Source organism: Glycomyces salinus, assembly GCF_016428645.1.
GTDB classification, from domain to species: Bacteria; Actinomycetota; Actinomycetes; order Mycobacteriales; family Micromonosporaceae; genus Glycomyces; species Glycomyces salinus.
On sequence record NZ_JAELXW010000020.1, the window covers coordinates 1 to 25,905 of the forward strand.

Sequence of the window (25,905 nt, forward strand, 5' to 3'; positions counted from 1 at the left end):
ACTGCCGACACTCTCGAACCGATCCCGTTCTTACCCCGCCCCGTCGGGCGACCGGCGGGGGAAGCGCACCAAATGAGTCGCGCAGCCCGAACCCCAGACGCGGGTCGGGCCCCTCGCCATGCCCACCTCCAAGGGACCCCAACGCACACCAGTCACCGATCACCGGCTCCCGGCTCCCGGCTCCCGGCTCCCGGCTCCCGGCTCCCGGCTCCCGGCTCCCGGCTCCCGGCTCCCGGCTCCCGGCTCCCGAAGATCCTGAACCGATCCGACCCCAGGCCCACACCCCACCACCATCCCCAGCTCACCGTCGCCGCCCGACTGAACCCCGACCCGACCCTGCGGAACTGCCGGCAACCGACCCCGACACACCACCTACCGCGCCGTCGCCGCCTGATCGAACCTTCGCCCGCTCCGGCCCGACAGTCCGAGTCCGACCTTCCCGGTCGGTTCCGTCCTCGTCCCTCCAGGCTCCTATAGGGAAGCCAGGTACTCCTCCAGTGACGCCGCATAGGCGACCGGGTCCTCGTTCCAGGAGGCGGTGTGGCCAGAGGCGGTGGTGACTACGGTGGCCCGCTCCGGCGGCAGGAGCTCAGCGAAGTCGAGCGTGGCGGTGTGGTCGACCGTCTCGTCGGCGGTGTCCACGAACAGCAGCACGGGCAGGTCGAACTCGTCGGCGAAGTTGCGCTGGTCTAGGTCGTCGAGGTCGATGTCGGCGCGGAACTCGACGATCCGCTTGGCGGCCCAGGTGATCGGGGCGATCACGTCGCGGTCCTCGGCCTGCATGTCGAGGGTGGAGTTCCAGTCCATGACCGGCGAGTCCAGGACCAGGCCCCTGACCACGTCGGTCCCGGCCAGGTCGCGGACGGCGACCGAGACGGCGGCCCCGCCCATGGACCAGCCGTGGAGGACGACGTCCTCGGCCCCGTTGTCCAGCGCGTACTCGACCGCGTCGACCACGTCGTCGGCCTCGTGCTCGCCGAGGCTGTGCTTCCCGTTCGGCGCGTCGGGCGCGCCCTCGTCGTTGCGGTAGCTGACCGCCAGGACCGGATAGCCGAGCTTGCTGTAGACCTCCACGCCGCGGAGGGTCTCGCCGGGGGAGGCGTTGCGGCCGTGGACGGTGATGACCCAGGTCGACTCGCTCCCGGGCAGGTACCAGGCGGGCATGTCGCCCAGCTCGGTGGGGACGTCGACGTCCTCGTACTCCAGCCCCATCGCGGCCGGGTCGGGGCCGTAGGTCCACTTGTCGATGCGGACGGCGGTGCCCTCGGCCAGCTCTCCGGACTGGACGGCCTCCAGCGAGCGGGTCACGGTCTCCTCGTCGGAGGAGACGACCTCGCCGAGTACGGCCCGGCCGTCCTCCCATTCGAGCCCCCAGACTCCCGGCCTCTCGGTGTCGTCGTCCAACGGCAGCGTCACCGTCTCCTCGTCGACGGCCTCGACGGTCAGCGAGTACGAATCGGGCCCGTGCTCGACGTCGATGACCTCCCCGGAGAAGTACCACCCGGCGCCGAACAGCGCCCCCAGTGCCAGCACGAGGACCACCGCGAGGGTGATGAGCCACGGCAGCAGCCGACGGCGCCGGGGAGCGGGGACTTCGGTCTCGGTCTTCGTCGTCACAACGGGTCCTCTGGGATCGAAGGGGCTGCAACCCGATCATAATCCCGCTCCGCGCACTCGGGATCCCTTGGGAGCTGCCGTTCTCGGCTATCGTCGCTTTCTGAGAACGGCGAGTTCCACCGCGGAGACCCATGTCCGACGGCTCCGGCCACATCCTCATTCGACGCGGTCGAAGAACTCGGTCAGGTCGGCGGCGATCAGCTCCGGGTACTCGCCGTTGACCGCGTGGGAGGCGTCCGGGTAGACCTCGACCGTCGCCTCCGGAAGCGTCTCGCGGGCGACCTCGGCGGCCTCCTCGGCATCGTGCATCCCCGACTCCTCCGCCAACACGACCAGCGTGGGGACCTCCATACGCTCGAGCTGCTCGGCAGACGGCCGGACCGGCGGGGAGAGTTTGAGGACATAGGACTGCATCCCGGCCTCGATCATCCGGGCGATCGGCTCGTCCTCCACGGGAGCGCCGCCCGCGGTCCAGCTGGTGAAGCCGTCGCGCCACGACTTGGGGAACCAGTGGACGCTGGCCGGGATCGAGCGCACCACGGCCTCGCCGGACAGGTCGGCGAAGGTCATCACCGGATCGAGCAGTGAGAGACTGGCGACCTTTTGCGGAAGGTGGACGGCCAGGTTCATCGAGGTCCAGCCGCCGATCGAGAGCCCGAGCAGGTGGACGCGCTCCTCGGGCAGTTCCATGAGCACCTCGTGCAGCCATTGCGCGTGGTCCTCGGCCGAGGTGATCGGACGCTGCTGGACGCTCATGCCCGGCTCGCCGAGCAGGTCGACGGTGTAGACGCTGCGGATCTGGAGCAGGTCGGGCAGGTTGTCGGCCCACACCGGCGAGGCCGAGGCCCGGCCCGGCAGCAGCAGGAGCGGCGCGGCTTCGGGCTCGGCGCCCTCGAAGTGGTAGAGGCGCACCACCCCGTAGTCGGTGCGCACGTCCAGCGTCCGGTCGGGCTCGGGCAGTTCGGCCATGGCCTCGTCGTAGGCGGCCATGAAGTCGTCTTCGGCCTCGGCGGACCGGAAGTAGCCGACCGGCGACGGGTCGCGGAGGAGATAGGCGAGGCCGAGGACCAGCACGGCCAGTACCGCCGCGGTGATGCGGACGGTCCGGCTCCGCCGCATCCGAGAGAGCATTCTGCGCATTGTGGAGTTCCTTCCTGGGTTCGACTGCACCATGATACTAACCGATTGGTATAATTTCTGACCATGCGGTAAGTTGCTATTGTCGGGGACACCGTGCCGAGAGGGGAACGATGTCAGCCAAGGCAGCCGGGCGGGACCGGCCCACGCTCACCGAGCGGGCCCGCCGCGCCCAGTTCATCCAGGTGACGATCGACCTCGTCGCCCGCCACGGCTACGCGGGGACCTCGCTGGCGAAGATCGCCGAGGCCGCCGGGGTGTCCAAGGCCGCCGTGCTCTACCACTTCCCCACCAAGAACGCGGTCGTCCAGGCCGCCTACGCAGAGGTGATCGAGGCGCTCACGGACCACGTCGGAACCGAGCTGTCGGCCCGTTCGGGCGCGGCGGCGCTGGAGACCTACGTGCGCTCGCTGGTGTCGTACATGACCGCGCACCACGGCCACGCTCGGATGATCATCGCGGCCATCACCGAGGACAGCGGCGTCGGCGACGGCACGACCTCGGCCAGCCGCTGGCAGAACGTCGGCCTCCTGATAGACGCGGCCAAGGGCGCCGGCGACTACCGGCCCGAGATCGACTCGCGGGCGACCGCCGTCATCGCCAACGGGGCGGTCGACGCGATCGTGGCCCAATGGCTGGAAGATCCCGGCTTCGACGCCGCCGCGGCGGCCGAGGCGCTGGTCGAAATGCTCGACCGGTCCTTGCGGGTCTGAACCGGTAGGATCGGCCCCGAATAGGAAGGGTCTTCATGCGCCGTCATCCGCTGCTCCTCGTTCCTCTGCTCGCCTCGGCGCTCCTGCTCGCCTCCTGCGGGCAGGGACAGGCCGGAAGCGAGGGCGGGTCGGCACAGCGGACCGGCTGCACCGAGGACGGCGTCAGCGTCTCCGTCACCGACATCGGCCAGGTCGAGGACACCGGATTCCTGACGATCGGCCTGTCCAACTGCGGCGAGGAGACGGTGCTGCTCGACAGCCGCCCGAACGTCGGGGTCTTCGGCGGCGACGTCGTGTTCAGCCGCGACGGGAACGAGCCCGAGTCCTTCCCGATCGAGGCCGGGCAGACGGCGTTCGCCACCGCCTCCTGGGGAGCGGTCGATCCCGAGGCGGAAACGGTCACCGTCGACCGGCTGCTGATCAACGCGCCGCCGCTGGCCGCCGCGTTCGAAGTGGACGTCGCCGAGCCCTTCGAACTGAACTCCGACCAGCGCGCCGACCTGACCGCCTGGCAACTCGCCGGGCCCGACGCTCCAGTCGACGAGACCGAACCGACCGAGCCCGCCGAGACCGAGGAGCCCGACGCCGCGACCTGCCCCGAAGAGGGCTTCCGCGTCACCGTCAGCGGCATGGACGCGGCCATGGGTCTCCGCGCCACCGGCATCGAGCTGGTCAACTGCGGCTCCGCGGACATCGAGGTCAACGGCTACCCCGTCATCGAGATCCCCGGGGCGGACGTCGAGGTCCGCGAAGGCTCGGACACGCTCGAAGACGCAGGCCCGACCCCCATCACCGTCGCCCCGGGCGAGTCGGTCAACGCCGGGATGATGTGGCGCAACAAGGTCGAGTCGGCCAACTCGGAAGACGTGGTCGACGCGACCGAGATCTACGTGGGCTACGCCGAGGACTCCCCGACCCAGCTCGTCGAACCCGAGCACTCCATCGACCTGGGCACCGAACGGTCCCTGGAGGTCACCGCCTGGCGCTGACCTACCAGGCCGCGGCCGTCGAGCCGAGGGCCAGCGCGAGGTACGCCCCGGGGAAGTGGATGTTGTAGAAGACCCGCGCCCGGATGTGGGCGATCATCGCGCCGACGAAGAACAGGGCCAGCCCGATCGCGGCGGCCAGACCGACGAAGGGGACGCCGAGCAGGCCGAGCAGCAGGCCCGCCGCCCCGGCCGCCTTCAGCGCGCCCATGGCCGGCAGCCAGGACTCGGGCACCCCGACCTCCGACGAGTTGGCCAGGACGAACTTCGCCCTCAGCAGGTCGGCGACGGCCATGCCCCCGTTCGCCAGGATCGTGGCCGCGATGACCGCGGTCGCTGCGATTTCCATGCGGTGCTCCCTCTCAGTTCCAAGGCGCCTCGGTGCGCTCTCGATTCCACGACGAAGGCCGGGGCGCGAACGTGAGGAGCCGCGCGCCGACTCACATTCCCGCGCGCCCGTTCGTCGTAGAGTCATGGGAGATCTGTTGTTGGGAGCACGAATGGCGTCCGAACGGGAAGCCGACCGGGGCCTGCTGCTGAACGTGGCCTACCGGATGCTCGGCTCGGTCGCCGAGGCCGAGGACGCCGTACAGGAGGCGTACGCGCGCTGGTTCGCGATGGACCCCGGCCGCCGCGACGCGGTCGAGCGGCCCACGGCGTGGCTGGTGACGACCGTCGGCCGCGTGTGCCTGGACGTGCTGGGCTCGGCGCGGCACCGCCGCGTGCGCTACGTGGGCCCGTGGCTGCCCGAACCGGTCTCGGGTTCGGCATCGTGGACCAGCCGCGCCGGGGCGCAGCGCGCGCAGGACCCGGCCGAGTTGGTCTCGCTTGACGAGTCGCTCGGCTTCGCGATGCTGGTCGTGCTGGAGTCGATGACCCCCGCTGAGCGGGTGGCGTTCGTCCTGCACGACGTCTTCGGCTACCCCTTCGACGACATCGCGGCGATCGTGGGCCGCTCGAACGCGGCCTGCCGCCGGCTGGCGTCCTCGGCGCGGCGGCGGGTCCGCGAGGGGCGGCGGCGCGAGGTCGCCGGACCCGAGGCCGGCCGCGCGGTCGAGGCGCTCAAGTCCGCCTGGCGGACCGGCGACCCGGACGCCCTGATCGCGCTGCTCGACCCGGAGGCCGCCGCGGTCGCGGACGGCGGCGGCAAGGTCACCGCCACCCTCCATCCGGTGCGGAGAGCGGCGAACGTGGCCGCCCTGCTGCTCGGCGTCCGGCGCCGGGAGCCCGGGCTGACTCTGGAGTCGGCCGAGGTCAACGCCGGTCCGGGGCTGGTCGCCCGCGATCGGGACGGCCGGGTGGCCGCGGTCGTCGCGGTCGACTGCGACCGCGGGACCGTTCACCGCCTCTGGGTGATGCGCAACCCCGACAAGCTGAGTATGTGGCGGTGAAGGGCGCCGAGCTGGGCGTGGCGCGCCGGTCCCCTCCTGCGGTGCGCGCCCGCGTAGAGCGGATGGGCGCGGTAGGCCCGTACCCCCAGCGCGGCCAGCGCGGCGGCCGCGGGGACGGCGATGATCGCGATCCACGGGAGCCCCGCGAACTCGCTCGGCGCGGCCGAGAGTTCGGCGCTCTCGCCGCCGCAGTCCTCGGGCAGGCCCTGGCCGCGCAGGTAGGCGCAGGCGACGGTCCCGGCCTCGCGGCCCAGAGGCAGGTCTTCTGAGAGGTGGACCGTGGTCTCCACGGTGGTCTCGGACTCGGCGGGGACGTCGACCGTCCACACGATCCAGCCGTCTACGACCTCGCCTCCCGGCGAGCTCGCCGACTGGTACTCCTTGGGGAGGCGCTGCTCCAGCCGCAGGTCCTCCAGGCCCTGCCCGCTGCGGTTGCGGACCGTGACGGTGTAGACCACCTCGTCTCCGGTCACGGCCCGCTCGATCCCGTCGTCGACCCGGACCGAGAGTCCCGGCTCCTCGGCCTCTGCCGTGCCGGGCGCGGCCGAGGCGGCCGCCAGCACGGCGAGGGCGAGGGTGAGCTGCCGGGCACGCCTCCGATTCGCCATGGAACCGAACGTAAGGGCCCCGGGGACGAAACCGGGGGAACCGGGCGCGGGCGGCGTCCCGGTTCCCCCGAACGAGTCGGCGGTAAGTGAATCACGCGTTCCCGGCGCCGGCTTTGAACTTCACCAGCCACGGCACGGCCCAGGCCGGGTGGATCCGGCCGTGGAACTCGGGCCCGCGGTCGACCTCGCCGCTCATGGGGTCGTCCGGGTACGCCTCGTTGTAGGCGTCCAGGAGGTCGGTGCGGCGGCCGTTGAAGAGGCTGCCCTCGATGTGGACGGCGTCGCCGCCCCAGTTGCGGAGGACGTCCCCGGCTTCGACCGAGGGCATGTAGAAGGCGTTGTTCTCCGCGTAGACCGCCGAGTGCGCCCCCGCCCCGATGGAGTAGAAGTACGGGTACCCCGAGTCAGGGTCGTAGGTGTAGAAGTTGTTGTAGACGTGGTTCTGGCCGTAGCGCAGGCGCGGGGCGCGCTGGCTGATGTTCTCGAACCAGTTGTGGTGGATGGTGACCCGCAGCTCGTCCCACTCGTCGTAGCGGTCGGAGTCGGTGTTGCCGATGAGCATGGTCTTGTCGTGGGTGTCGATGTGGTTCCACGAGACGGTGATCATGTCCGAGGCCCGCACGATGTCGATCGCGCCGTCGAGGCGCTCGACCCGGGCGTCCCAGATGACCGGGGCGTCCTCGTGGTCGTTGTAGTCGCCGTCGGAGATGTCCAGGTGGTCGAGCCAGACGTGGGTGGCGCCGGACAGTTCGAAGTTGTCGAACTGGGAGTCCCAGGAGTCGCCCTCCCAGCTGGGGAAGCAGTCGTAGGCGTTGTGGACGCCCAGGTTGCGGACGATGACGTTGTCGACGCCGCTGAGGTAGAAGGAGCCGTGGGTGACCGAGGCGCCGCGCTTGCCCACGATGGTGGTGTTGGAGCCGATGTCCAGCAGAATGTGCTCGCGGAATGCCTGGTAGGAGCGGTCGCGGGCGTCTTCGACCGGGCCCGAGGGCTCGTTCCACCCCCAGACCTCGGGGTCGTAGGTCTCCAGGTACAGCTCCCAGCTGTACTCGGGGTCGTTGAAGTCGTCGCAGGTGAGGGCATTGCCGTCCGCGTCGGTCCAGGCGTCGATGTCGCCCTCGACGTAGACGATCTTGGATTCGTCGCCCTGGACGGCCTCCTTGAGCTCGGACCAGGTCTCGACGGTGAAGACGTTCTCGTCGTCGGCGTCGGAGCCGCCGGTGGTGCCGCCTTCGGCGGCGGCCCAGCCGTCGTCGGAGTCGAGCGTCTGGCGGCCGAGGTCGCGGTCGGGGTGGTGGGGGTGCGCCTGGGCCGCCCCGGCGAGGGCGGTGGCCGCCAGCGCCGCGACCGCGGCGGCGCCGACTAGGCGTCGAGCAGGACCGTTCATCATCGAATGCGTCCTTTCGAGGGTTGATCAGGGGGTTGCTGGCAAACGGTTGTGCAACCGCTTGCTACAGCCTCTCGAATACATTCCGAGATGTCAATACCAATTTATGGCTCGCAAGCTTCGCCAAGAGTGCCCAGACAGAGAAAAACGCCGCCGGAGCCGGTCCAGCGGCGTGAAATGTTGACTGTGTACGGATTTATCCGGCGAGCTCGGCCAGCGCCTTTCGCCAGGCGCCCTGGTCGCGGGCGTCTCCGGGCAGGTTCATCTCGCTGAACCTGACCACGCCGGTCTTGTCGATGACGAAGGTGCCGCGGTTGGCCATGCCCTTCTCCTCATTGAAGACCCCGTAGGCCTGGGCCACCGCGCCGTGCGGCCAGAAGTCGCTCAGCAGCGGGAACTCGAAGCCCTCGCGCTGGGCCCACACCTTGTGGGCGAACGGCGAGTCGATCGAGACGCTGAGGACCTGGACCTCGTCGGTCTGGTAGGTGTCGAGGTCGTCGCGGATCCCGCACAGCTCGCCCTCGCACACTCCGGTGAACGCGAACGGGTAGAACACCAGCAGGACGTGCTTCTCTCCGCGGAAGTCCGCGAGCGAGACCTCCTGGTTGTTCTGGTCCTTGAGCGTGAAGTCGGGGGCGAGTTTTCCGGGTTCGATCGGCATGGACGCTCCTTGCTATGCCCTCGCGCGGAGGGCGCTCGGCGGTTTGACGGGCTCGACGTTAGCGCCGGGACACCGCCATCCGGGAGGCGACCCAGCCCGGGGAGATGTTGAGCGTCTTGGTGGACTTGAGTCCGGCCAGTTCGGCCGATTCATCGACCGTGACCGGGTCGATGTGGCCCTCGCGCCCGGATTTGGGGGTCAGCAGCCAGACGATGCCGCCGTCCGCCAGGGGATCGCGGGCGTCGAGCAGGAGGTCGACCAGGTCGCCGTCGTCGTCCCGGCACCACGCCAGGACCACGTCCACGATCTCGTCGGATTCCTCGTCGAGGAGTTCGCCCACCGCTTCGATCACGGCGGAACGCAAGGTCGCGTCGACGTCGGTGTCGAAGCCGATCTCGATGACGGCGTCCACGCCGTCGAGTCCGAGCCGTTGGGCCAAGCTGGTCGCGTCCACCGGGCTGCCCGGAGCGTTCACGTCGTCGCCTCCATCTGTAGTGATTCTTGTCTGAGCTTGTAGCACAGCATATGAACTAGAGCATATGAGGTGAAGCATATGGGCCTCATGCGCGCCGCGGAGCACGACTCCGAATCGTCCCCGGGTACGCACCTTCGCCGGGAGCTGAGGTGAGCGCACCTTCACAGGACTGTGATCTTGACTGCGGGCCCGTCGGCAAGCGATTCCCCAGGTAGGCGACGGGGAACGCCCCCGCAGGTGTGGGCGTCGCCGCTCCGAGCCGGGTGGCCACAAGATGGTCGCGGTAGATTCGAGGGAGGATGGTAAAAAGCCATTGCACATCTCTGCCCTACTGCCAACACGAACGCAACGCGCAGTCTAAGAACGAGGGATCGCCCGTGACCACGGAACAGAACCGGCCGCCCATCAGTGACGGATTGCCGACCCAAGTGCCGGACACTGACCCAGACGAGACCAGCGAATGGCTGGAGTCTCTCGACGGCCTCCTCGACAGCGGCGGGCGAACTCGGGCCCGATACGTCGTGCAGCGACTGCTGGAGCACGCGCGCAAGCGACAGATCGCCGTGCCGGCCTCGACCACGACCGACTACGTCAACTCCATTCCGGTCGAGGGCGAGCCCCACTACCCCGGGGACGAGGAGATCGAGCACCGCATCCGCGCCTTCGTGCGCTGGAACGCGGCCATGACCGTGCACCGGGCTCAGCGGCCCGGCATCGGCGTGGGAGGCCACATCTCCACTTACGCCTCGGCCGCCAACCTCTACGAGGTCGGCTACAACCACTTCTTCCGCGGCCGCTCCCACCCCGGCGGCGGCGACCAGGTCTTCTTCCAGGGCCACGCCTCCCCCGGCATGTACGCCCGCTCCTTCGTGGAAGGGCGCCTGACGGCCGACCAGCTCGACGGCTTCCGCCAGGAGGTCTCCCGCCCGCAGGGCGGCCTGCCCTCCTACCCCCACCCCCGGCTGATGCCCGACTACTGGCAGTTCCCGACCGTCTCGATGGGCATCGGCCCGATCAACGCGATCTACCAGGCGCTGTTCAACCGGTACATGCAGGACCGGGGCATCAAGGACACCTCGCAGCAGCATGTGTGGGCGTTCCTCGGCGACGGCGAGATGGACGAGGTCGAATCGCGGGGAGCGCTCCAGTGGGCCGCCGGAGCCGAGCTCGACAACCTCACCTTCGTCATCAACTGCAACCTCCAGCGCCTCGACGGCCCGGTCCGCGGCAACGGCAAGATCGTCCAGGAGCTCGAGGCGTACTTCCGCGGCGCGGGCTGGAACGTCATCAAGGTCATCTGGGGCCGCGAGTGGGACCCGCTCCTGGCCGCCGACAACGACGGTGCGCTGGTCAACCTCATGAACACCACGCCCGACGGCGACTTCCAGACCTTCAAGGCCGAGTCCGGCGCGTTCATCCGCGAGCACTTCTTCGGCCGCGACACCCGCACCAAGGCCATGGCCCAGCACCTCAGCGACGACCAGATCTGGGACCTGCGGCGCGGCGGCCACGACGACCGGAAGATCTTCGCGGCCTACCGGGCCGCCATGGAGCACGAGGGCCAGCCGACGGTCATCCTCGCGCACACCATCAAGGGCTACCGGCTCGGATCGAGCTTCGAGGGCCGCAACGCCACCCACCAGATGAAGAAGCTGACGCTTGACGACCTCAAGGGCTTCCGCGACTCGCTCGACATGCCGGTGGAGGACGAGCAGCTCGAGGCCGACCCGTACCTGCCGCCGTACATCAAGCCCGAGGAGGGCAGCCCGGAGGCCGAGTACCTCGCCGAGCGGAACGCCCAGCTCGGCGGGTCGATCCCCTCGCGCCGGAACACGGTCATCCCGCTGAACCTGCCGGGCGAGGACGCCTACAAGTCGGTCAAGCGCGGCTCGGGCAAGCAGAAGGTCGCCACCACCATGGCGCTGGTTCGCCTGCTCAAGGACCTCATGCGCGACAAGGAGACCGGCAAGCGCTGGGTGCCGATCATCCCCGACGAGGCGCGCACCTTCGGCATGGACGCGATGTTCCCGACCGCGAAGATCTACTCTCCGCAGGGGCAGCAGTACCTCTCGGTCGACCGCGACCTGTTCCTGTCCTACAAGGAGTCCGAGCAGGGCCAGCTGCTGCACCTGGGCATCAACGAGGCCGGCTCGATGGCCGCGTTCACCGCCGCCGGGACCGCCGGCGACACGCTCGACGAGCCGATGATCCCGTTCTACATCTTCTACTCGATGTTCGGGTTCCAGCGCACCGCCGACGCGATCTGGGCGGCCGCCGACCAGCTGTCGAACGGCTTCCTGGTCGGGGCGACCGCCGGGCGCACCACGCTCAACGGCGAGGGCCTCCAGCACGAGGACGGCCACTCGATCCTCATGGCCCACACCAACCCGGCCGTGCTCTCCTACGACCCGGCCTTCGGCTACGAGGCAGGGCACATCGTGAAGGACGGCCTGCGCCGCATGTACGGCGACGGCGAGCACGTCTTCTACTACCTGACCGTCTACAACGAGCCGATCGTGCAGCCGGCCGAGCCGGAGGGCGTCGACGTCGACGGCATCCTCAGGGGCATCTACCGGCTCTCCGAGTCCTCGGCCCAGGGCCCGCGCGTCCAGCTGCTGGCCTCCGGCTCGGGCATGCCGTGGGCGCAGAAGGCCGCCGAGCTGCTCGAGTCGGACTGGGGCGTGGCCGCCGACGTCTGGTCGGTCACCTCGTGGTCCGAGCTCAACCGCGACGCGGTCGAGGCCGAGAAGCACAACCTGCGCCACCCGGAGGCCGAGAAGCGGATCCCGTACGTGACCGAGAAGCTCTCGGGGGCCCAGGGGCCGTTCGTGGCCGTCAGCGACTACATGCGCGCGGTACCTGACCTGATCTCCCGGTGGGTACCCGGCGACTACACCTCGCTCGGCACCGACGGCTTCGGCCACTCCGACACGCGCGGGGCGCTGCGCCGCCACTTCAACGTCGACGGCGAGTCGGTCGCGGTGGCGGCCCTCCAGCAGCTCGCCGCCCGAGGCGAGGCCAAGCCGGAACTGGCCGCCCAGGCGGCGGCCAAATACCAGATCACCGACCCGACCGCCGCCGAAGCCGGCGAAGCGGGCGGCGACTCCTGAGAAACGCTGAAATGGGGGCCGGGAGCTTCGCTCCGGGCCCCCATTTCATGCGTCGACTATGAGGTGCTCGCCGGATCTGGAGACGCAGGGGTAGAAGTACGGGGCGCCGTCGGGGGCGTTCGGTTCGGGGACGTGGGGCGGGTTCTCGGGGTGGCCTTCGAGGACGCGGAGGCGGCAGGTGCCACACGCGCCGATCTCGCAGGAGGAGGGGACGTCGACGCCCCCGGCGTTGAGGGCGTCGAGGGCGCTCTGCTGGACGCCGACCTCGACGGCGGTGCCGGTGCGTTCGGCGAGGATCTCGAAGCGCTCGCGGACTCCCGAGCCGGAGGAGAAGCGCTCGGTGCGGAGTTCGATGTGGGGCGCGGCCCGGCCGATGGTGCCGGCGAGCGCGTTCAGGAGGCGGTCGGGGCCGCAGGCGTAGACGCCGGTGGCGCTCGGGAGCCCGGCGACCTCGGCGACCAGGTTCGGGCGTCCGGCCGTGGCGGTCGGGTAGAGGACCACGTTGCCGGGCCAGGTGGTCGCCAGTTGGTCGGCGAAGGCCATCCTCGATCGCGTCCTGCCGGTGTAGACCAGTCGCCACGGCAGCCCGGCCCGTTCGACCTGGAGGATCATCGAGACGATCGGGGTGATGCCGATGCCTCCGGCCACGAACAGGTAGTACGGGTGCAGTCCGAGATAGAACATGTTGCGCGGCAGCGAGAGCCGGACGACGTCGCCGGGCCGCAGCCGGTGGGCCTCGCGGGAGCCCCCTTGACCGGCGTCCTCGCGGAGCACCGCGATCCGGTAGGCGAGCCGGTCGGCGGAGTCCGAGCACAGCGAGTAGTGCCGCACCAGGCCCGAGGGCAGTTCGACCTCGATGTGGGCGCCCGCTTCGAACGGCGGCAGGAGTCGGTTGTGCAGTCCCGCCAGTTCGATCGAGCGGACCTTCTCGGCCAGGTCGGCGACCCTGCGCACCCGCACTTCGAAGCGGCCGTCGTCCTGCGGGCGCTCGACCGCCGGCCTGACCGGGCCCCACGGGCGCGCGTATGAGACCACCGCTGCGAAGGCCAGCAGCGCGAAGGCGAGCGCGACGCCGACGGTGAGCGTGAGGTGGGCGGTGCGGTGCGTGCCGCCGACGGCCACGAGGTGGTCGCCCAGGTAGGTCGCGCTCGGCCGCAGCACGAGCAGGCCGCCGACGATGACGGCCACGGCCGCTCCGAGCTTGGCGATCACCCACCAGTGGCGGACCAGGCCCCACCTGGTCGACAGGCCCAGCGCGACGCCGGTGCCCAGAACCACGAACGAGACGACTCCGGCGCCCAGGTCGTTGAAGACCTTGACGGCCATCCACACCTCCCCGGCCAGTACCGGGTCGTCGGCGAAGTAGACGTAGACGGCCAGTACCAGCACGAACGTCACATAGGCCAGCCAGCCGACCGAGGCCAGGACGTGGCACGCGACCAGGGCCCGGCGCGCGGGCTCGGGGAGCCGGATGCGGGGCCGGTGGCTTCGGCGGGATTTCGGGGCGCGTTCGGTCGGCACTGCGATCTCCTCGACGAGAATCGACTTCCGTTGCTGACCTTCGCTTCAAAGTAGCATGTGAGCAGAGCGGACAAACCCGGGCGGGTGCGCACGGAACGCACCCGCCCGGTCACGAGTATGCGGTTGTCCCCCCTCGGCCGGACGCCTAGTGGGAGTGCTCCTCGGCGGACTGGCCCTCTTGAGCCTCCTCCTTGGCGATCTGCTCGCGGACTTCGTCCATGTCGAGCGCCTTGACCTGCTTGATCACCTCTTCGAGCGCCTCTCCGGGCAGGGCCCCCGGCTGGTTGAACAGGAGGATGCCGTCCCGGAAGGCCATCAGCGTCGGGATGGACTGGATTCCGGCCGCGGCCGACAGCTCCTGCTGGTCCTCGGTATCGATCTTCCCGAAGACGATGTCGTCGTGCTTCTCGCTGGAGGTCTCGTAGGTCGGCGCGAACTGCTTGCAGGGTCCGCACCAGTCGGCCCACCAGTCGACCAGCACGATGTCGTTGCCGGTGACGGTTTCCTCGAAGGTGTCCTTGGTAAGTGCAACCGTGGCCATGAATGGCCGCCTCTCTCTTTCGGCTCTTCTGGTGCTACTCGACCAACGATAGTGGCCCCTTCGGTATTCCGACCGACGTCGGCGCGCGGCCGGGTCCGCGTCTGGCAGGCTAGGGGGCATGGATCTGGCCTCCACCATTCAGAACATCGAGCGCTCCTCGTCGGCGCTGACGACCCAGTCGCTCGCCCGAATGGACGAGCGCCTCCCCTGGTTCCGCGATCTGCCGGCAGAGCAGCGTTCGATGGTGACCTTGGTCGCCCAGGCCGGAGTGCGGCAGTTCCTGGAGTGGCTGCGCGAGGGCGGCCGGGATCTGACCACTTCCGACATGGTGTTCGAGGCCGCCCCGGTCGAGTTGGCCCGCGCCATCAGCCTCCAGCACACGGTGGCGCTGATCCAGGTCGTCATCGACGTGGTCGAGGAGCAGGTCCCGGCCCTGGCCGCCGAGGGTGAGAAGGAGGCGCTGCGGGAGTCGGTGCTGCTGTTCAGCCGCGAGATCGCCTTCGCCGCGGCGCGCGTCTACGCGCGAGCGGCCGAGACCCGCGGCGCCTGGGACGCGCGCCTCCAGGCGATGCTGGTGGACGCGCTGCTGCGCGGCGATTCGCCCGACGAGCTGGTCGGGCGCGCCGCGGCGCTCGGCTGGTCGGAGTCGCAGTCGATCACGGTGGTGTGCGGGAGCTCTCCCGGCGGGGAGTCGACGCTGGTCCTTCACAGCGTCCAGCGCGCCGCCCGCCGGCTCGGGCTGGACATCCTGGCGGGCGTCCACGGCGCGCGCCTGGTGCTGCTGCTGGGCGGGGTGAACGCGCCGATGGAGATCGTGGAGAAGCTCACCGGCCAGTTCGGCGAGGGCCCGATCGTGGTCGGGCCCAGCGTGACCGGCCTGGCCGATGCCTCGGCTTCGGCGATCGCGGCCGTGTCCGGGTACCGGTCGGCCGCGGCCTGGCCGGAGGCGCCGCGTCCGGTCTCGGCTACGCAGCTGCTGCCCGAGCGCGCCGTCGCCGGGGAGGAGGCGGCCCGCCGCCAGTTGCGCGAGGGCGTTTACGTGACGCTGCGGCGCGCCGGCGGGGAGCTGCTGGAGACCATGGACGCGTTCATCGCCTCCGGCGGGGTCCTGGAGGGCACCGCCCGCGAGTTGTACGTGCACCCCAACACGGTCCGGTACCGCCTGCGCCGCATCCAGGAGGTGACCGGTTTCTCCCCTACCGATCCGCATGAGGCCTTCGTTCTGCGTGTGGGTTTGACCATAGGGCGGCTCGACAACGCCCCCGCGAGCCTGCGTTCCCGCAGTTGACAACGAACGTTGTAGGATTCCTCCAAGAACAGGGCGGGCTTTCAGTCCTCCCACCGCTCCCGTTTCGGGTGTTCACTGAGCGAAAGTCTTAGATGTGCTTGCCATAGTCGCTCCCGGGCAGGGTTCGCAGAAGCCCGGGTTCCTCACTCCGTGGATCGAAGCCGACCCCGCCGCCGCCGAGCGGTTGCACGAGTGGTCCGAGCTGATCGATCTCGATCTCGTGCGCCTCGGCACCGAGGCCGACCAGGCCGAGATCACCGACACTGCCAACACGCAGCCGCTGCTGGTCGCCGCGGGCCTCCTGGCCGCCGGGAAACTGCCGGTGGGCGCCGCGAGCGTCGTAGCCGGGCACTCGGTCGGCGAGCTGACCGCCGCCGCCCTGGCCGGGATCCTCACTCCCGAGGCCGCGGTCCGGCTGGCCGCCGTGCGCGGCCGCGAGATGGCCGCCGCCTGCGGCATCGAGCCGACCACGATGGCCGCCGTCCTCGGCGGGGTCGAGGACGAGGTCCTGGCCGCCATCGAGACCGCCGGGGCCTGGCCGGCCAACCGCAACGGCGCCGGCCAGATCGTCGCCGCCGGGCCGGTGGCCGCGATCGAGAAGCTCACCGAGAACGCCCCCGAGCGGGCCCGCATCATTCCGCTCAAGGTCGCCGGGGCCTTCCACACTCCGCACATGGCGCCCGCCCAGGAGGCCCTGGAGTCGGTCGCCGGGGACGTCCCCACCGCCGACCCCGAGCGGACCTTCCTGTCGAATCGCGACGGAAAGGCCGTCGAGACCGGCGCCCAGGCGCTGCGCCAACTGGTGGAGCAGGTCACCTCTCCGGTCCGCTGGGACGCCTGCATGAGTACGCTTGGAACACTGGGCGTCACCGCAGTGATCGAGCTGCCCCCGGCGGGGACGCTCACCGGGCTGGCCAAGCGGGCTCTCAAGGGCGTCGAGCGACTGGGCGTCAACACCCCCGAGGACCTCGAGGCCGCCGCCGAACTCGCCGCCAGTGAAGGAGTCAAGTGAGCATCGGTTCTCGTGTGATCAGTCTCGGCCACTACCAGCCGGAGAAGATCCTCACCAATGACGACCTCGCGAAGATGGTCGACACCAGCGACGAGTGGATCGTCAGCCGCGTCGGCATCAAGGAGCGGCGCATCGCAGCCGAGGACGAGAAGGTCGCCGACCTGGCGGTCCGTGCCGCCCGCCAGGCCCTGGAGAACTCCGGCCACGGTCCCGGCGACATCGACATGGTCGTGGTCGCCACCGTCTCGGCCAAGGACGTCTGCCCCAACACCGCCTGCCGCGTCGCCGACGAGCTCGGCATCGCCACGCCCGCCGCGATCGACGTCAACACCGCCTGCTCGGGCTTCGAGTACGCGCTGGCCCAGGCCGACATGGCGATCCGGATCGGTTCCGCCGAGCGGGCCCTGGTCATCGGCGCCGAGAAGCTCACCGCCGTGACCGACTGGGACGACCGCTCCTCGTGCGTCCTGTTCGGCGACGGCGCCGGCGCGGTCGTGGTGGAGGGCACCGACGACCCGGAGCTGGCCATCAGCCCGGTCGTGTGGGGCTCGGAGCCGTCGATGAGCGACGTCATCCGCATCGAGGAGGACGTACCGTACATCAAGCAGGCCGGACAGACTGTGTTCCGTTGGGCCACTACGCAACTGGCCCCGCTGATCGAGCAGGTCGCCGACCGGGCCGGAGTGAAGATCAACGAGCTGGCGGCCTTCGTCCCCCACCAGGCGAACCTGCGGATCATCCAGGGCATCGCCAAACGCCTCGACTTCAGCGAGGACTGCGTCGTCGCCGAGGACATCGTCTATTCCGGCAACACTTCGGCGGCTTCGGTGCCGCTGGCGTTGTCGAAACTCGTACAGGATGGCAATATCGCCTCCGGCGCCCCGATCCTGCTGTTCGGGTTCGGCGGCGGGCTCACCTATGCCGGGCAAGTCATCCGCTGCCCGTAACTATCGAGAGGAAACTACTCATGGCTGAACTGTCTCGTGACGAGATCCGCGAAGGTCTTGCGGACATTCTCGAAGAGGTCGCGGGCGTCAACCCCGACGACGTCGCCGACGGCAAGTCGTTCACCGAGGATCTTGACGTCGACTCGCTGGCCATGGTCGAGGTCGTCGTGGCCGCCGAGGAGAAGTTCGGTGTGAAGATCCCCGACGACGAGGTCGCCAACCTGAAGACGGTCGGGGACGCCGTCTCCTACATCGAGAAGGGCTGACGTTGACTGAGGTAGTCGTCACCGGACTCGGCGCGACCACACCGCTCGGCGGGGACGTGGCGTCGACATGGGAAGGACTCGTGGCCGGGAGGTCGGGCGTCGTCGCTCTCACCGAGGAGTGGGCGCAGGAGCTTCCGTCGCGCATCGCGGCGCAGCTGGTCGTCGATCCCTCGGAGGTGCTGCCCAGGGTGCGGCTCCGCCGCCTCGACCGCTCCGAGCAGATCGCGCTCATCGCCTCGCAGCAGGCGTGGGACGACGCGGGGCTGAGCGACGACCTCGACAAGGAGCGGCTCGGGGTGGTGTTCGGCTCCGGTATCGGCGGTGCGCTGACGCTGCTGGAGCAGGACGACATCCTCGAGGAGAAGGGCCCGCGGCGGGTCTCGCCGTTCACCGTGCCCATGCTCATGCCCAACGGACCGGCGGCCGTGGTCGGACTGGAGTTCGGCGCCCAGGCCGGGGTGCACGCCCCGACCAGCGCCTGCGCCACCTCGGCGGAGGCGATCTCGTGGGCGGCCGACATGATCCGCGCCGGCCGTGCCGACGTGGCCGTCGCCGGCGGCTCCGAAGCGGTCATCGGCGGCCTGCCGATGGCCGGGTTCGCCTCGATGAAGGCCATGTCCACCCGCAACGACGAGCCCGAGCGGGCCTCGCGTCCCTGGGACGCCGACCGCGACGGCTTCGTCATGGGCGAGGGCGCCGGGGCGCTGGTGCTGGAGCGCCGCGAGCACGCTGAGGCGCGCGGCGCCCGGATCTACGCGGTCGTGGCCGGTTCGGGTCTGACCTCGGACGGCTTCGACATCGTGCAGCCCGATCCGGAGTGCAACGGCGGCGGTCGCGCGATGCGCGCGGCCATCCGCCAGGCCGGGATCGACCGGAAGGACGTCGGACACGTCAACGCCCACGCCACCTCGACTCCGGTCGGCGACATGGCGGAGATCAAGGGCGTCAAGCGGGAGATCGGCGAGCACCCGGTGCTCACCGGGACCAAGTCGATGACCGGGCACCTGCTCGGCGGGGCCGGCGCGGTCGAGTCGATCGCGACGATCATGGCCCTGGTCGAGGGCGTGATCCCTCCGACGATCAACCTGGAGAACCCGGACCCCGAGCTCGACCTGGACGTGGCCGCGAACGAGGCCCGCAAGGTCGACCTGGTCGCCGCCATGAACACCGGCTTCGGCTTCGGCGGGCACAACGCCGCCATCTTGTTCACCAAGCCGTAGGCGGAGTGAACCTGAAGTAGAGCACCGAGCCGTAGGTTCCCTTTTTTCGGGCCCCATCGCGAAAGCGGTGGGGCCCTTGGCGTCCCTGCGGTCGCCGTCCTCGCTCTCGGAGCTCGGCCGCTCCGGGCATGCCACCGCCGCGACGGGACTCCGGTGCGGTCCGCGAAACCTTAGACTGGGGGGCAGGAAACCCTTACACCGCATTTTGGAGCCGATCATGGCCACCGCATCCGGGCCGACGGCGGAAGCCGCCGCGCCCACTCCCCCGACCTCCATATCCAAATCGGAGCGCTCGCTGGCGCCCGACATCGCGCGCGGCGCGATGCTGCTGTTCATCGCCCTCGCCAACGTCCCGATCTACCTGCACGGCCGTTCGCTCGACGACCACAACCACATCGCCGACTCCAGCACGGCCGACACGATCGCCCTGTTCATCGAGCAGCTGTTCATCGCCGAACGCTCCCGGCCGATGTTCGCGATCCTCTACGGTTTCGGCATCGCCGTGATGGCCTCGCGCATGTTCTCGCGCGGCATGGAGGCCAAGGGCGTCCGCAAGATCCTCCGCCGCCGCTCCTGGTGGCTGATCGCGTTCGGCTTCGTCCACGCCACGCTCCTGTTCTTCGGCGACATCCTCGCCCCCTACGGCGCGACCGGGCTGATCGCGCTGGGCTTCGTCCACCTGTCGAACCGCGCGCTGCGCCGCTGGCTGTGGGGCAGCGCCATCTACTTCGCGGTCGTCGGCACTCCGCTGTTCTCGATCATGCTCACCAGCGCCGGGTCCGAGCCTCCCGGCGTCGAGGGACTACCGCCCTATGTGGATCAATTGGTGACCGGGTCGATCGCCTCGGTGGCGGTCGTGTTCATCTCGGTCCTGACGGCGTGGTTCATTCCGCTCGTGATCGTGGGCATGATGATCCAGCGCGCCGGGTGGATCGACCACCCCGAGGAGCACCTGCTGCGGCTCAAGCGCGTCTTCGTCTCCGGGATGGCCGTCAACGTCGCCAGCTCCCTGCCGATCTCGTTGATCGCCCTCGGCGCCTGGGACGCCTCACCGAGCATGCACTCGGTCTCCTACGGGGTGACGATGCTCGGCGGCATGTACGCCGGGCTCGGCTACATCTGCGGGTTCGCGCTGCTGGCCCACCGCTGGCGCTCGCGCGGGCGGCGCGGCGTGCCCGGCGCGCTCGCGGCGGTCGGCGAGCGCTCGCTGACCTGCTACCTGACGCAGTCGATCATCATGGCCCCGCTGCTGTCGGCCTGGGCCTTCGGGCTCGGCGACGGCATGGGCTACCTGGCCGCCTTCGTGGTCGCCATGGGCACCTGGGCGACGACGATCCTGATCGCGGTCCTGCTCGACAGGGCAGGCAGGCGCGGACCGTTCGAGGTGCTGCTGCGGCGGCTGACCTACGGCAAGGGGCGTCCCGCGCGGACGTGAGAGAATGCTCGGGTGCATGTGAGGCAGGCACCCTTCCGGCTGTACCGATCGGCCGTGTTCGCGGCCGTGACGGTGTCGGCCTCGGCCCTGCTGCACATCTGGGGCGGCGGGGCCGTCCCGCGCCCGGCTCCCTTCGCCGGTGCGCTGATCCTGGCCTTCGTGCTCGCGTTCGCGGTGGGCGGCCGCGAGCACGGCTTCGGCTCACTGGCACCGCTGTGCCTGGCGATCCAGGTGGGCATGCACGTCTTCTTCCAGTCCGGGGCGGTCACCGGCGAGCTCCATGACCACGGCTCGGGCGTGGCGATGCTCTCGGCCCACCTGATCGCGGGGCTGACGCAGGCGGCCTGGCTGGCGCGCGGCGAGGCCGCGCTGGCGGCCCTGCTGGACCTGCTGACACTGTTCTTCGCGCGGGTGCTGCGGCTCCGCCAGTCTCGCACGCTCGTGGTCGTCCGTCCGCGGACGGCGCCGCCCGGACCGGCGCCCCTGCGGCGCCTGGAGTGGGTCGCGGTCGCGATCCCGCGCCGCGGTCCACCCGTTCCCGCTCTCTGAACCCCCGTCAGTCCCCTCGGCGCTTCGGCGCCGCTTCGTCATGCCCGAGCACCTCGGGCACCTCAGAGAGTGAGCCATGTCCAACACCAGAGTTCCGGCTGCCCTGCGGCAGCTGCTGCTCCGGCTGCATTTCTACGCCGGAGTGTTCATATCCCCGTTCCTTGTCATAGCGGCCCTCACCGGGCTGCTGTACGCCTCCGCATACGCCGTCGAGGACGTCCTCTACGACGACCTGCGCACCGTCGCCGGCTCCGGCGGCGAACCGGTGCCGCTGGCCGACCAGGTGCGCGCCGCCGCCGAGGCCCACCCCGAATGGGCCGTCACCGGCGTGCGGCCCGGCCACGAGCCCGACGACTCCACCGGCGTCCTGATGGACGACGGCGTCGCCCGCGAGACCGGCGCGGTCGCCATCGTCTACGTCGACCCCTACACCGGCGAGGTGCAAGGGGACTCGACCACCTACGGCAGCTCCCAGGCGGGACCGTTCCGCGAGTGGGTCGCCACCTTCCACCGGACCCTCCACCTCGGGGACCTCGGGCGCAACTACAGCGAACTGGCCGCGAGCTGGCTGTGGGTCATCGTCGGGGCCGGGCTGGTCCTGTGGCTGTGGCGCAAGCGCCGCCAGAGCGAACTTACGGCTCGCAAGCGTCGCCGAGGGGGCAGGCTCCTGTGGCCCCGGCGGGGCGCGAGCGGCCGCACGAAGTCGCTGTCCTGGCACGGGCCGATCGGCCTGTGGCTGGCGGTGCTGCTGCTGTTCCTGTCGGCCACCGGCCTGACCTGGTCGCGCTTCGCCGGTGAGCACATCGGCGAGCTGCGGCAGCAGCTGTCGTGGACGACGCCGTCGCTGGAGGCCGCAGGCGGCGGAGAGCACGCCGCCCACGGCGGCCACGACCACGCCCACAACGAGGCCGGGATGCTCCCGGTCGACTCCCTCGACACGGTGTACGAGACCGCTCGCGACGCCGGCCTGGAGGGCCCGCTGGAGCTGACGCTGCCGACCGGCGAGAGCGGCGAGTTCGTCGCGTCCGAGACCCAGCGGTCCTATCCGGTGCAGCAGGACAAGATCGCCGTCACCGTCGACGAGACCGGGGCCGCGCAGGTCACCGAGGAGCTCCGCTTCGCCGACTGGCCGTTCATGGCCCAGGCGACCAGCGTCGCCATCGCCCTGCACATGGGTCTGCTGTTCGGTCCGGCCAACCAGATCTTCCTGGCGGCGGCGATGTCGGCGTTCCTGACCCTGATCTTCCTGGGCTACCGCATGTGGTGGCAGCGCCGCACCACCGACTCGATGCTCGGCAGGCCCTACCCGCCAGGGGCGCTGCGCTCGCTGCCGTGGTGGATGGTCGCCGCCGCCGTCCCGGCGGTCGCGCTCGTCGGCTGGTTCCTGCCACTGTTCGGCATCCCGCTGCTGGCCTTCCTGATCGCCGACGTGCTCATCGGCCTGTGGCGGCGCCGCCGACCCGAGCCCGACCGGGAACCGAGCGAGGGCGTCACGCGCCGCACCGCGCTGGGAGCGGCCACGGCCACCGCCGCGGTCGCCGGGGGCTTCGGATACAGCCTCGACTCGAACCACGAGCACGAGGACGCCGACGGCGCCCACGACCACGCCGCCGGGGGCGGGGCCGAGCCGTTCTTCGGCGAACGCCAGAGCGGCATCGCCACTCCGGCGCAGGCCCACGCGATGTTCGTCGCCTTCGACCTCGCCGGAGACTCCTCCCCGGACACGCTCAAGAGTCTGCTCCAGCAGTGGTCGGCGGTCGCAGACGCGCTCATGCGCGGCGAGGCCCCGCCGCCGACCGCCTACGACACCGAGGAGCACTTCGACGCCGAGGCCGTGGCGGCCGGGCTCGACCCGGCGCGGCTGACGGTCACGTTCGGGCTGGGTCCGAGCGCGTTCACCAAGACCGGGCTGGAGTCGGCGCAGCCGACGCGGCTGGTCGAGCTCCCCGAGTTCGACGGCGACCGGCTCAACCCGGCCTGGTCCGGCGGGGACCTGATCATCCAGGTCTGCGGCGACGACCTCCAGGTCGTCTCCAACGCGTTCCTGGAGCTGCGCAAGCGCGCGGTCGGCCTGGCCACGCTGCGGTGGATGCAGCAGGGCTTCATCTCGACCCCCGCCGACGGCGGCACGCCCCGCAACCTCATGGGCTTCAAGGACGGCACGCTCAACCCCGAGCTCGGCGGCGTCGAGTTCGACGAGCGGGTCTGGGCGGGAGACTCAGAGCCCGACTGGTTCTCCGGCGGCACCTTCCTGGTGTTCCGGAAGATCCGGATGCGGCTGCCGAACTGGTCGATGGCCACCGCCGAGGAGCAGAACCTGACCATCGGCAAGGACCGCGACACCGGGGCGCCGCTGAGCGGCGGCGGCGAGTTCGCCCACCCGGACTTCGAGGCGGACGACGGCAGCGGGCTCCCGGCGGTCCCGCCGGACTCGCATCTGGCGCTGACGCACATGGCGAAGATGTTCCGGCGCGGATACAACTACGACTACGGGTATCTGACCCAGGGGGACGTCTCCTCGGACGCGGTCGAGCACGAGCATGCGCCGGGCACGCCCGACGACGATCACGCCGAGCATCCCTATGACGCGGGGCTGCTGTTCGCGTCCTTCCAGGCCGATCCGCAGGTCTTCATCGACACGCAGGAGAAGATGGCCGGCGGGGACCGCCTGATGGAGTTCATCGTCGCCGAGGGGAGCGGGATCTACGCGGTCCCGCCCGGCGCGTCCGAGGGCGGCTTCGTGGGCGAGGGCCTGTTCACCGAGTGACGGTCCGGGCCGTTCCCTGCCCGCGCGGGGGCGGCCCCCTCCCGAACCAGGCGGCCGCCTGCTGCGGAGTGGCGCTGAGCTGCCCGTACCAGAGGCAGAAGGTCAGGACCGCCCCGATCTTGCGGGCGTTGTCGCGGCGGCGGTCTGGGCGGCCACGTCGATCTCCTGTGCCGCTCCGGGGTCGGTGAAGTGCGCGGTGAAGGTGAGGATGTTCGGGTTGACCTCCCGGGCCAGGGCGACCACGGCGGTCGAGTCGATGCCGCGGTCCTGCCGGTCGCCGGTGCGCACCTGGCCATCGCTGCCGGCGGCGGTCACCAGCGCCGCCCGGTGAGGCGCTCGTACGCCTCGACGTATTTGGCGCGGGTGGCCTCGACGACCTCGGCGGGGATCTCGGGGGCGGGCCCGGCGTCGGGCTTCCAGCCGGTCGAGGAGGCCCAGTCGCGCACGAACTGCTTGTCGAACGACGGCGGCGGACGGCCGGGCTCCCACTTCGCGGCGTCCCAGAACCGCGAGGAGTCGGAGGTGAGGACCTCGTCGGCTAGGCGGAGGGTCCCCTCGGCGTCGGTTCCGAACTCGAGCTTGGTGTCGGCGATGATGATGCCGCACTCGGCGGCGATCTCGGCGCCGCGCCGGTAGACGGCCAGGGTCAGCTCGCGCACCCGCTCGGCGGTCTCGGCCCCGAGGTCGGCGGCCACGTGGTCGAAGCTGACGGCCTCGTCGTGCTCGCCGACCGGGGCCTTGGTGGTGGGGGTGTAGATCGGCTCGGGCAGCCGCGAGCCGTCGACCAGGCCGGGCGGGAGCGCGATGCCGCAGACGGCGCCGGTCGCGTTGTAGTCGGCAAGGCCCGAGCCGGTGAGGTAGCCGCGGGCGATGGACTCGACCTTGAGCATGTCCAGGCGCATGACCCGCACCGCGCGCCCGGCGAACTCGGCCGGCACGTCCTCAGTAGAGACGATCTGGTTGGGCACCAGGTCGGCCAGCCGCTCGAACCACCACGCGCTCAACGCCGTCAGCAGTGCGCCCTTGTCGGGGATCTCGGTGGGGAGGACGACGTCGTAGACGCTCACCCGGTTGGAGGCGACGAGGATCAAGTCGTCGCCGTCGGCGTACAGGTCGCGGACCTTGCCTTGGTAGATCAATTCCACCGTGTCATTACAGCAGCCGGGCATTCATCCCACAACTCGTTCGCGGCGCCGCTGTGCCCAGCGACACCTGCCGCCGCCCGGACCCGCGGCGTACCCTAGGCACCGTGACTTCCGAACAGCCCAAGGAACGCCGCATGCTGCGCCTGGAGGCGCGCAACGCCGAGACTCCGATCGAGAAGAAACCCTCTTGGATCAAGGTCAAGGCGAAGACCGGCCCGGAGTACACCGAACTGCGGAGCCTGGTCAAGAGCGAGGGACTCCACACGGTCTGCCAGGAGGCGGGCTGTCCCAACATCTACGAGTGCTGGGAGGACCGGGAGGCCACGTTCCTCATCGGCGGCTCCCAGTGCACCCGCCGCTGCGACTTCTGCCAGATCGACACCGGCAAGCCCAGTCCGCTGGACCGGGCCGAGCCGATGAAGGTCGCCGACTCGGTGAAGACGATGGGCCTGAAGTACGCCACGGTCACCGGCGTCGCCCGCGACGACCTCGAGGACGGCGGGGCCTGGCTCTACGCCGAGACCGTGCGGCAGATCCACGCGGCCGTCCCCGGCTGCGGGGTCGAGCTGCTCATCCCCGACTTCAACGCCGAGCCAGACCAGCTCGCCGAGGTCTTCTCCTCGCGCCCCGAGGTGCTGGCCCACAACGTCGAGACCGTGCCGCGCATCTTCAAGCGGATCCGCCCCGCCTTCACCTACGAGCGCTCGCTCGGGGTCATCACCAGCGCCCGCGAGGACGGCCTGGTCACCAAGTCGAACCTGATCCTCGGCATGGGCGAGACCCGCGAGGAGATCTCGCAGGCCCTGCGCGACCTGTATGAGGCCGGGTGCGAGCTGATCACCATCACCCAGTACCTGCGCCCGACCAAGCGGCACCACCCGGTCGACCGGTGGGTCAAGCCCGAGGAGTTCGTGGAGCTGAGCGCCGAGGCCGAGGAGATCGGCTTCGCCGGGGTCATGAGCGGCCCGCTGGTCCGCTCCTCCTACCGGGCCGGACGCCTCTACCAGCAGGCGGTCGAGGCCCGGTCCCAAGCCGCCTCGGCTCGGCAGATTTACGCCTCGCAAACTTCGGCGAGCGGGCTTGCGAGCCGTTGATCGGCCCATCTCTCGAACCCGCGGGTCGCACACTA

The 25,905-nt window shown here is 70.3% G+C and carries 23 protein-coding genes and 1 pseudogene; 13 read left to right on the top strand and 11 right to left on the bottom strand.

The window, feature by feature from the left end:
• Positions 1–471: 471 nt before the first annotated feature.
• Together JFB92_RS26520 and JFB92_RS07845 are read right to left on the bottom strand one after the other, a co-directional pair.
• A complete protein-coding gene (locus JFB92_RS26520) occupies positions 472–1,617 on the bottom strand; it encodes an alpha/beta hydrolase family protein (protein ID WP_199036743.1) in 1,146 nt (381 codons plus the stop codon).
• Between the two features lie 156 nt (positions 1,618–1,773).
• Positions 1,774–2,757 carry an alpha/beta fold hydrolase gene (locus JFB92_RS07845; protein ID WP_199036745.1) on the bottom strand — a complete coding sequence of 328 codons (984 nt, stop codon included), beginning with the start codon at positions 2,755–2,757 and terminating at the stop codon, positions 1,774–1,776.
• Positions 2,758–2,867: 110 nt separating this feature from the next.
• Here JFB92_RS07845 and JFB92_RS07850 point away from each other — a divergent pair, with 110 nt between their 5' ends.
• Positions 2,868–3,467, top strand: coding sequence for a TetR/AcrR family transcriptional regulator (locus tag JFB92_RS07850; RefSeq protein WP_199036747.1), 600 nt, complete (start codon positions 2,868–2,870; stop codon positions 3,465–3,467).
• A gap of 35 nt (positions 3,468–3,502) precedes the next feature.
• The gene (locus JFB92_RS07855) at positions 3,503–4,456 is read left to right on the top strand and encodes a DUF4232 domain-containing protein (RefSeq protein WP_199036749.1); all 954 of its coding nucleotides are present in this window, start codon (positions 3,503–3,505) and stop codon (positions 4,454–4,456) included.
• A gap of 1 nt (position 4,457) precedes the next feature.
• Here JFB92_RS07855 and JFB92_RS07860 read toward each other — a convergent pair whose 3' ends face one another.
• A complete protein-coding gene (locus JFB92_RS07860) occupies positions 4,458–4,802 on the bottom strand; it encodes a DoxX family protein (protein WP_199036751.1) in 345 nt (114 codons plus the stop codon).
• A 151-nt stretch (positions 4,803–4,953) separates the two neighbouring features.
• On the opposite strand from JFB92_RS07860, the gene sigJ reads away from it, so the two are divergent.
• The gene (gene sigJ / locus JFB92_RS07865) at positions 4,954–5,844 is read left to right on the top strand and encodes an RNA polymerase sigma factor SigJ (protein ID WP_199036753.1); all 891 of its coding nucleotides are present in this window, start codon (positions 4,954–4,956) and stop codon (positions 5,842–5,844) included.
• Here the strand turns inward: sigJ and JFB92_RS07870 are convergent.
• From JFB92_RS07870 to JFB92_RS07885, 4 genes are all read right to left on the bottom strand, one after another.
• Positions 5,793–6,452 (bottom strand): DUF11 domain-containing protein, encoded by a 660-nt coding sequence (locus JFB92_RS07870; protein WP_199036755.1) that lies wholly within the window; start codon positions 6,450–6,452, stop codon positions 5,793–5,795. The two genes, sigJ and JFB92_RS07870, sit on opposite strands and share 52 nt — an antisense overlap.
• Before the next feature lie 91 nt (positions 6,453–6,543).
• Positions 6,544–7,842: a pectate lyase family protein gene (locus JFB92_RS07875; protein ID WP_199036757.1), complete on the bottom strand. Its 1,299-nt coding sequence runs from the start codon at positions 7,840–7,842 to the stop codon at positions 6,544–6,546.
• Positions 7,843–8,035: 193 nt separating this feature from the next.
• Positions 8,036–8,500, bottom strand: coding sequence for a peroxiredoxin (locus JFB92_RS07880; protein ID WP_199036759.1), 465 nt, complete (start codon positions 8,498–8,500; stop codon positions 8,036–8,038).
• Positions 8,501–8,558: 58 nt separating this feature from the next.
• Positions 8,559–8,975, bottom strand: coding sequence for a DUF3052 family protein (locus JFB92_RS07885; RefSeq protein ID WP_307789058.1), 417 nt, complete (start codon positions 8,973–8,975; stop codon positions 8,559–8,561).
• A gap of 377 nt (positions 8,976–9,352) precedes the next feature.
• Between JFB92_RS07885 and aceE the strand changes: the two genes are divergently transcribed.
• On the top strand, positions 9,353–12,085 hold the full coding sequence (gene aceE / locus JFB92_RS07890) for a pyruvate dehydrogenase (acetyl-transferring), homodimeric type (RefSeq protein ID WP_372451595.1): 2,733 nt from the start codon (positions 9,353–9,355) through the stop codon (positions 12,083–12,085).
• A gap of 45 nt (positions 12,086–12,130) precedes the next feature.
• Here aceE and JFB92_RS26525 read toward each other — a convergent pair whose 3' ends face one another.
• Entirely contained in the window at positions 12,131–13,606 is a 1,476-nt protein-coding gene (locus tag JFB92_RS26525) for a PDR/VanB family oxidoreductase (protein WP_199036765.1), read from the bottom strand.
• A gap of 145 nt (positions 13,607–13,751) precedes the next feature.
• The gene (gene trxA / locus JFB92_RS07900) at positions 13,752–14,147 is read right to left on the bottom strand and encodes a thioredoxin (RefSeq protein WP_199036767.1); all 396 of its coding nucleotides are present in this window, start codon (positions 14,145–14,147) and stop codon (positions 13,752–13,754) included.
• Positions 14,148–14,265: 118 nt separating this feature from the next.
• Between trxA and JFB92_RS07905 the strand changes: the two genes are divergently transcribed.
• The 8 genes and pseudogenes from JFB92_RS07905 to JFB92_RS07940 all read left to right on the top strand — a co-directional run bounded on the left by JFB92_RS07905 (position 14,266) and on the right by JFB92_RS07940 (position 23,631).
• Positions 14,266–15,435 carry a PucR family transcriptional regulator gene (locus JFB92_RS07905; protein ID WP_199036769.1) on the top strand — a complete coding sequence of 390 codons (1,170 nt, stop codon included), beginning with the start codon at positions 14,266–14,268 and terminating at the stop codon, positions 15,433–15,435.
• Positions 15,436–15,529: 94 nt separating this feature from the next.
• A pseudogene (locus tag JFB92_RS07910) lies at positions 15,530–16,429 on the top strand (ACP S-malonyltransferase); the annotation flags it as partial.
• A 14-nt stretch (positions 16,430–16,443) separates the two neighbouring features.
• Entirely contained in the window at positions 16,444–17,394 is a 951-nt protein-coding gene (locus JFB92_RS07915) for a beta-ketoacyl-ACP synthase III (RefSeq protein ID WP_199036772.1), read from the top strand.
• Positions 17,395–17,423: 29 nt separating this feature from the next.
• Entirely contained in the window at positions 17,424–17,660 is a 237-nt protein-coding gene (locus JFB92_RS07920) for an acyl carrier protein (protein ID WP_233162651.1), read from the top strand.
• Entirely contained in the window at positions 17,657–18,880 is a 1,224-nt protein-coding gene (gene fabF / locus JFB92_RS07925) for a beta-ketoacyl-ACP synthase II (protein WP_372451600.1), read from the top strand. The genes JFB92_RS07920 and fabF overlap by 4 nt, the downstream gene beginning before the upstream one ends.
• A 217-nt stretch (positions 18,881–19,097) precedes the next feature.
• Positions 19,098–20,315 (top strand): DUF418 domain-containing protein, encoded by a 1,218-nt coding sequence (locus JFB92_RS07930; RefSeq protein ID WP_199036778.1) that lies wholly within the window; start codon positions 19,098–19,100, stop codon positions 20,313–20,315.
• 18 nt (positions 20,316–20,333) lie between these two features.
• Complete coding sequence (locus JFB92_RS07935) at positions 20,334–20,864, top strand: hypothetical protein (RefSeq protein WP_199036780.1); 531 nt, start codon at positions 20,334–20,336, stop codon at positions 20,862–20,864.
• A gap of 76 nt (positions 20,865–20,940) precedes the next feature.
• Positions 20,941–23,631 (top strand): Dyp-type peroxidase, encoded by a 2,691-nt coding sequence (locus tag JFB92_RS07940; RefSeq protein ID WP_199036782.1) that lies wholly within the window; start codon positions 20,941–20,943, stop codon positions 23,629–23,631.
• 102 nt (positions 23,632–23,733) lie between these two features.
• Here JFB92_RS07940 and JFB92_RS07945 read toward each other — a convergent pair whose 3' ends face one another.
• Both JFB92_RS07945 and JFB92_RS07950 read right to left on the bottom strand, forming a co-directional pair.
• Positions 23,734–23,946 carry an asparagine synthase-related protein gene (locus JFB92_RS07945; protein ID WP_199036784.1) on the bottom strand — a complete coding sequence of 71 codons (213 nt, stop codon included), beginning with the start codon at positions 23,944–23,946 and terminating at the stop codon, positions 23,734–23,736.
• Positions 23,943–24,776, bottom strand: coding sequence for a phosphoribosylaminoimidazolesuccinocarboxamide synthase (locus JFB92_RS07950; protein ID WP_307789062.1), 834 nt, complete (start codon positions 24,774–24,776; stop codon positions 23,943–23,945). Before JFB92_RS07950 ends, JFB92_RS07945 begins: the two co-directional genes overlap by 4 nt.
• 134 nt (positions 24,777–24,910) lie before the next feature.
• Between JFB92_RS07950 and lipA the strand changes: the two genes are divergently transcribed.
• Positions 24,911–25,870, top strand: coding sequence for a lipoyl synthase (gene lipA, locus JFB92_RS07955; protein ID WP_199036953.1), 960 nt, complete (start codon positions 24,911–24,913; stop codon positions 25,868–25,870).
• Positions 25,871–25,905 lie beyond the last annotated feature (35 nt).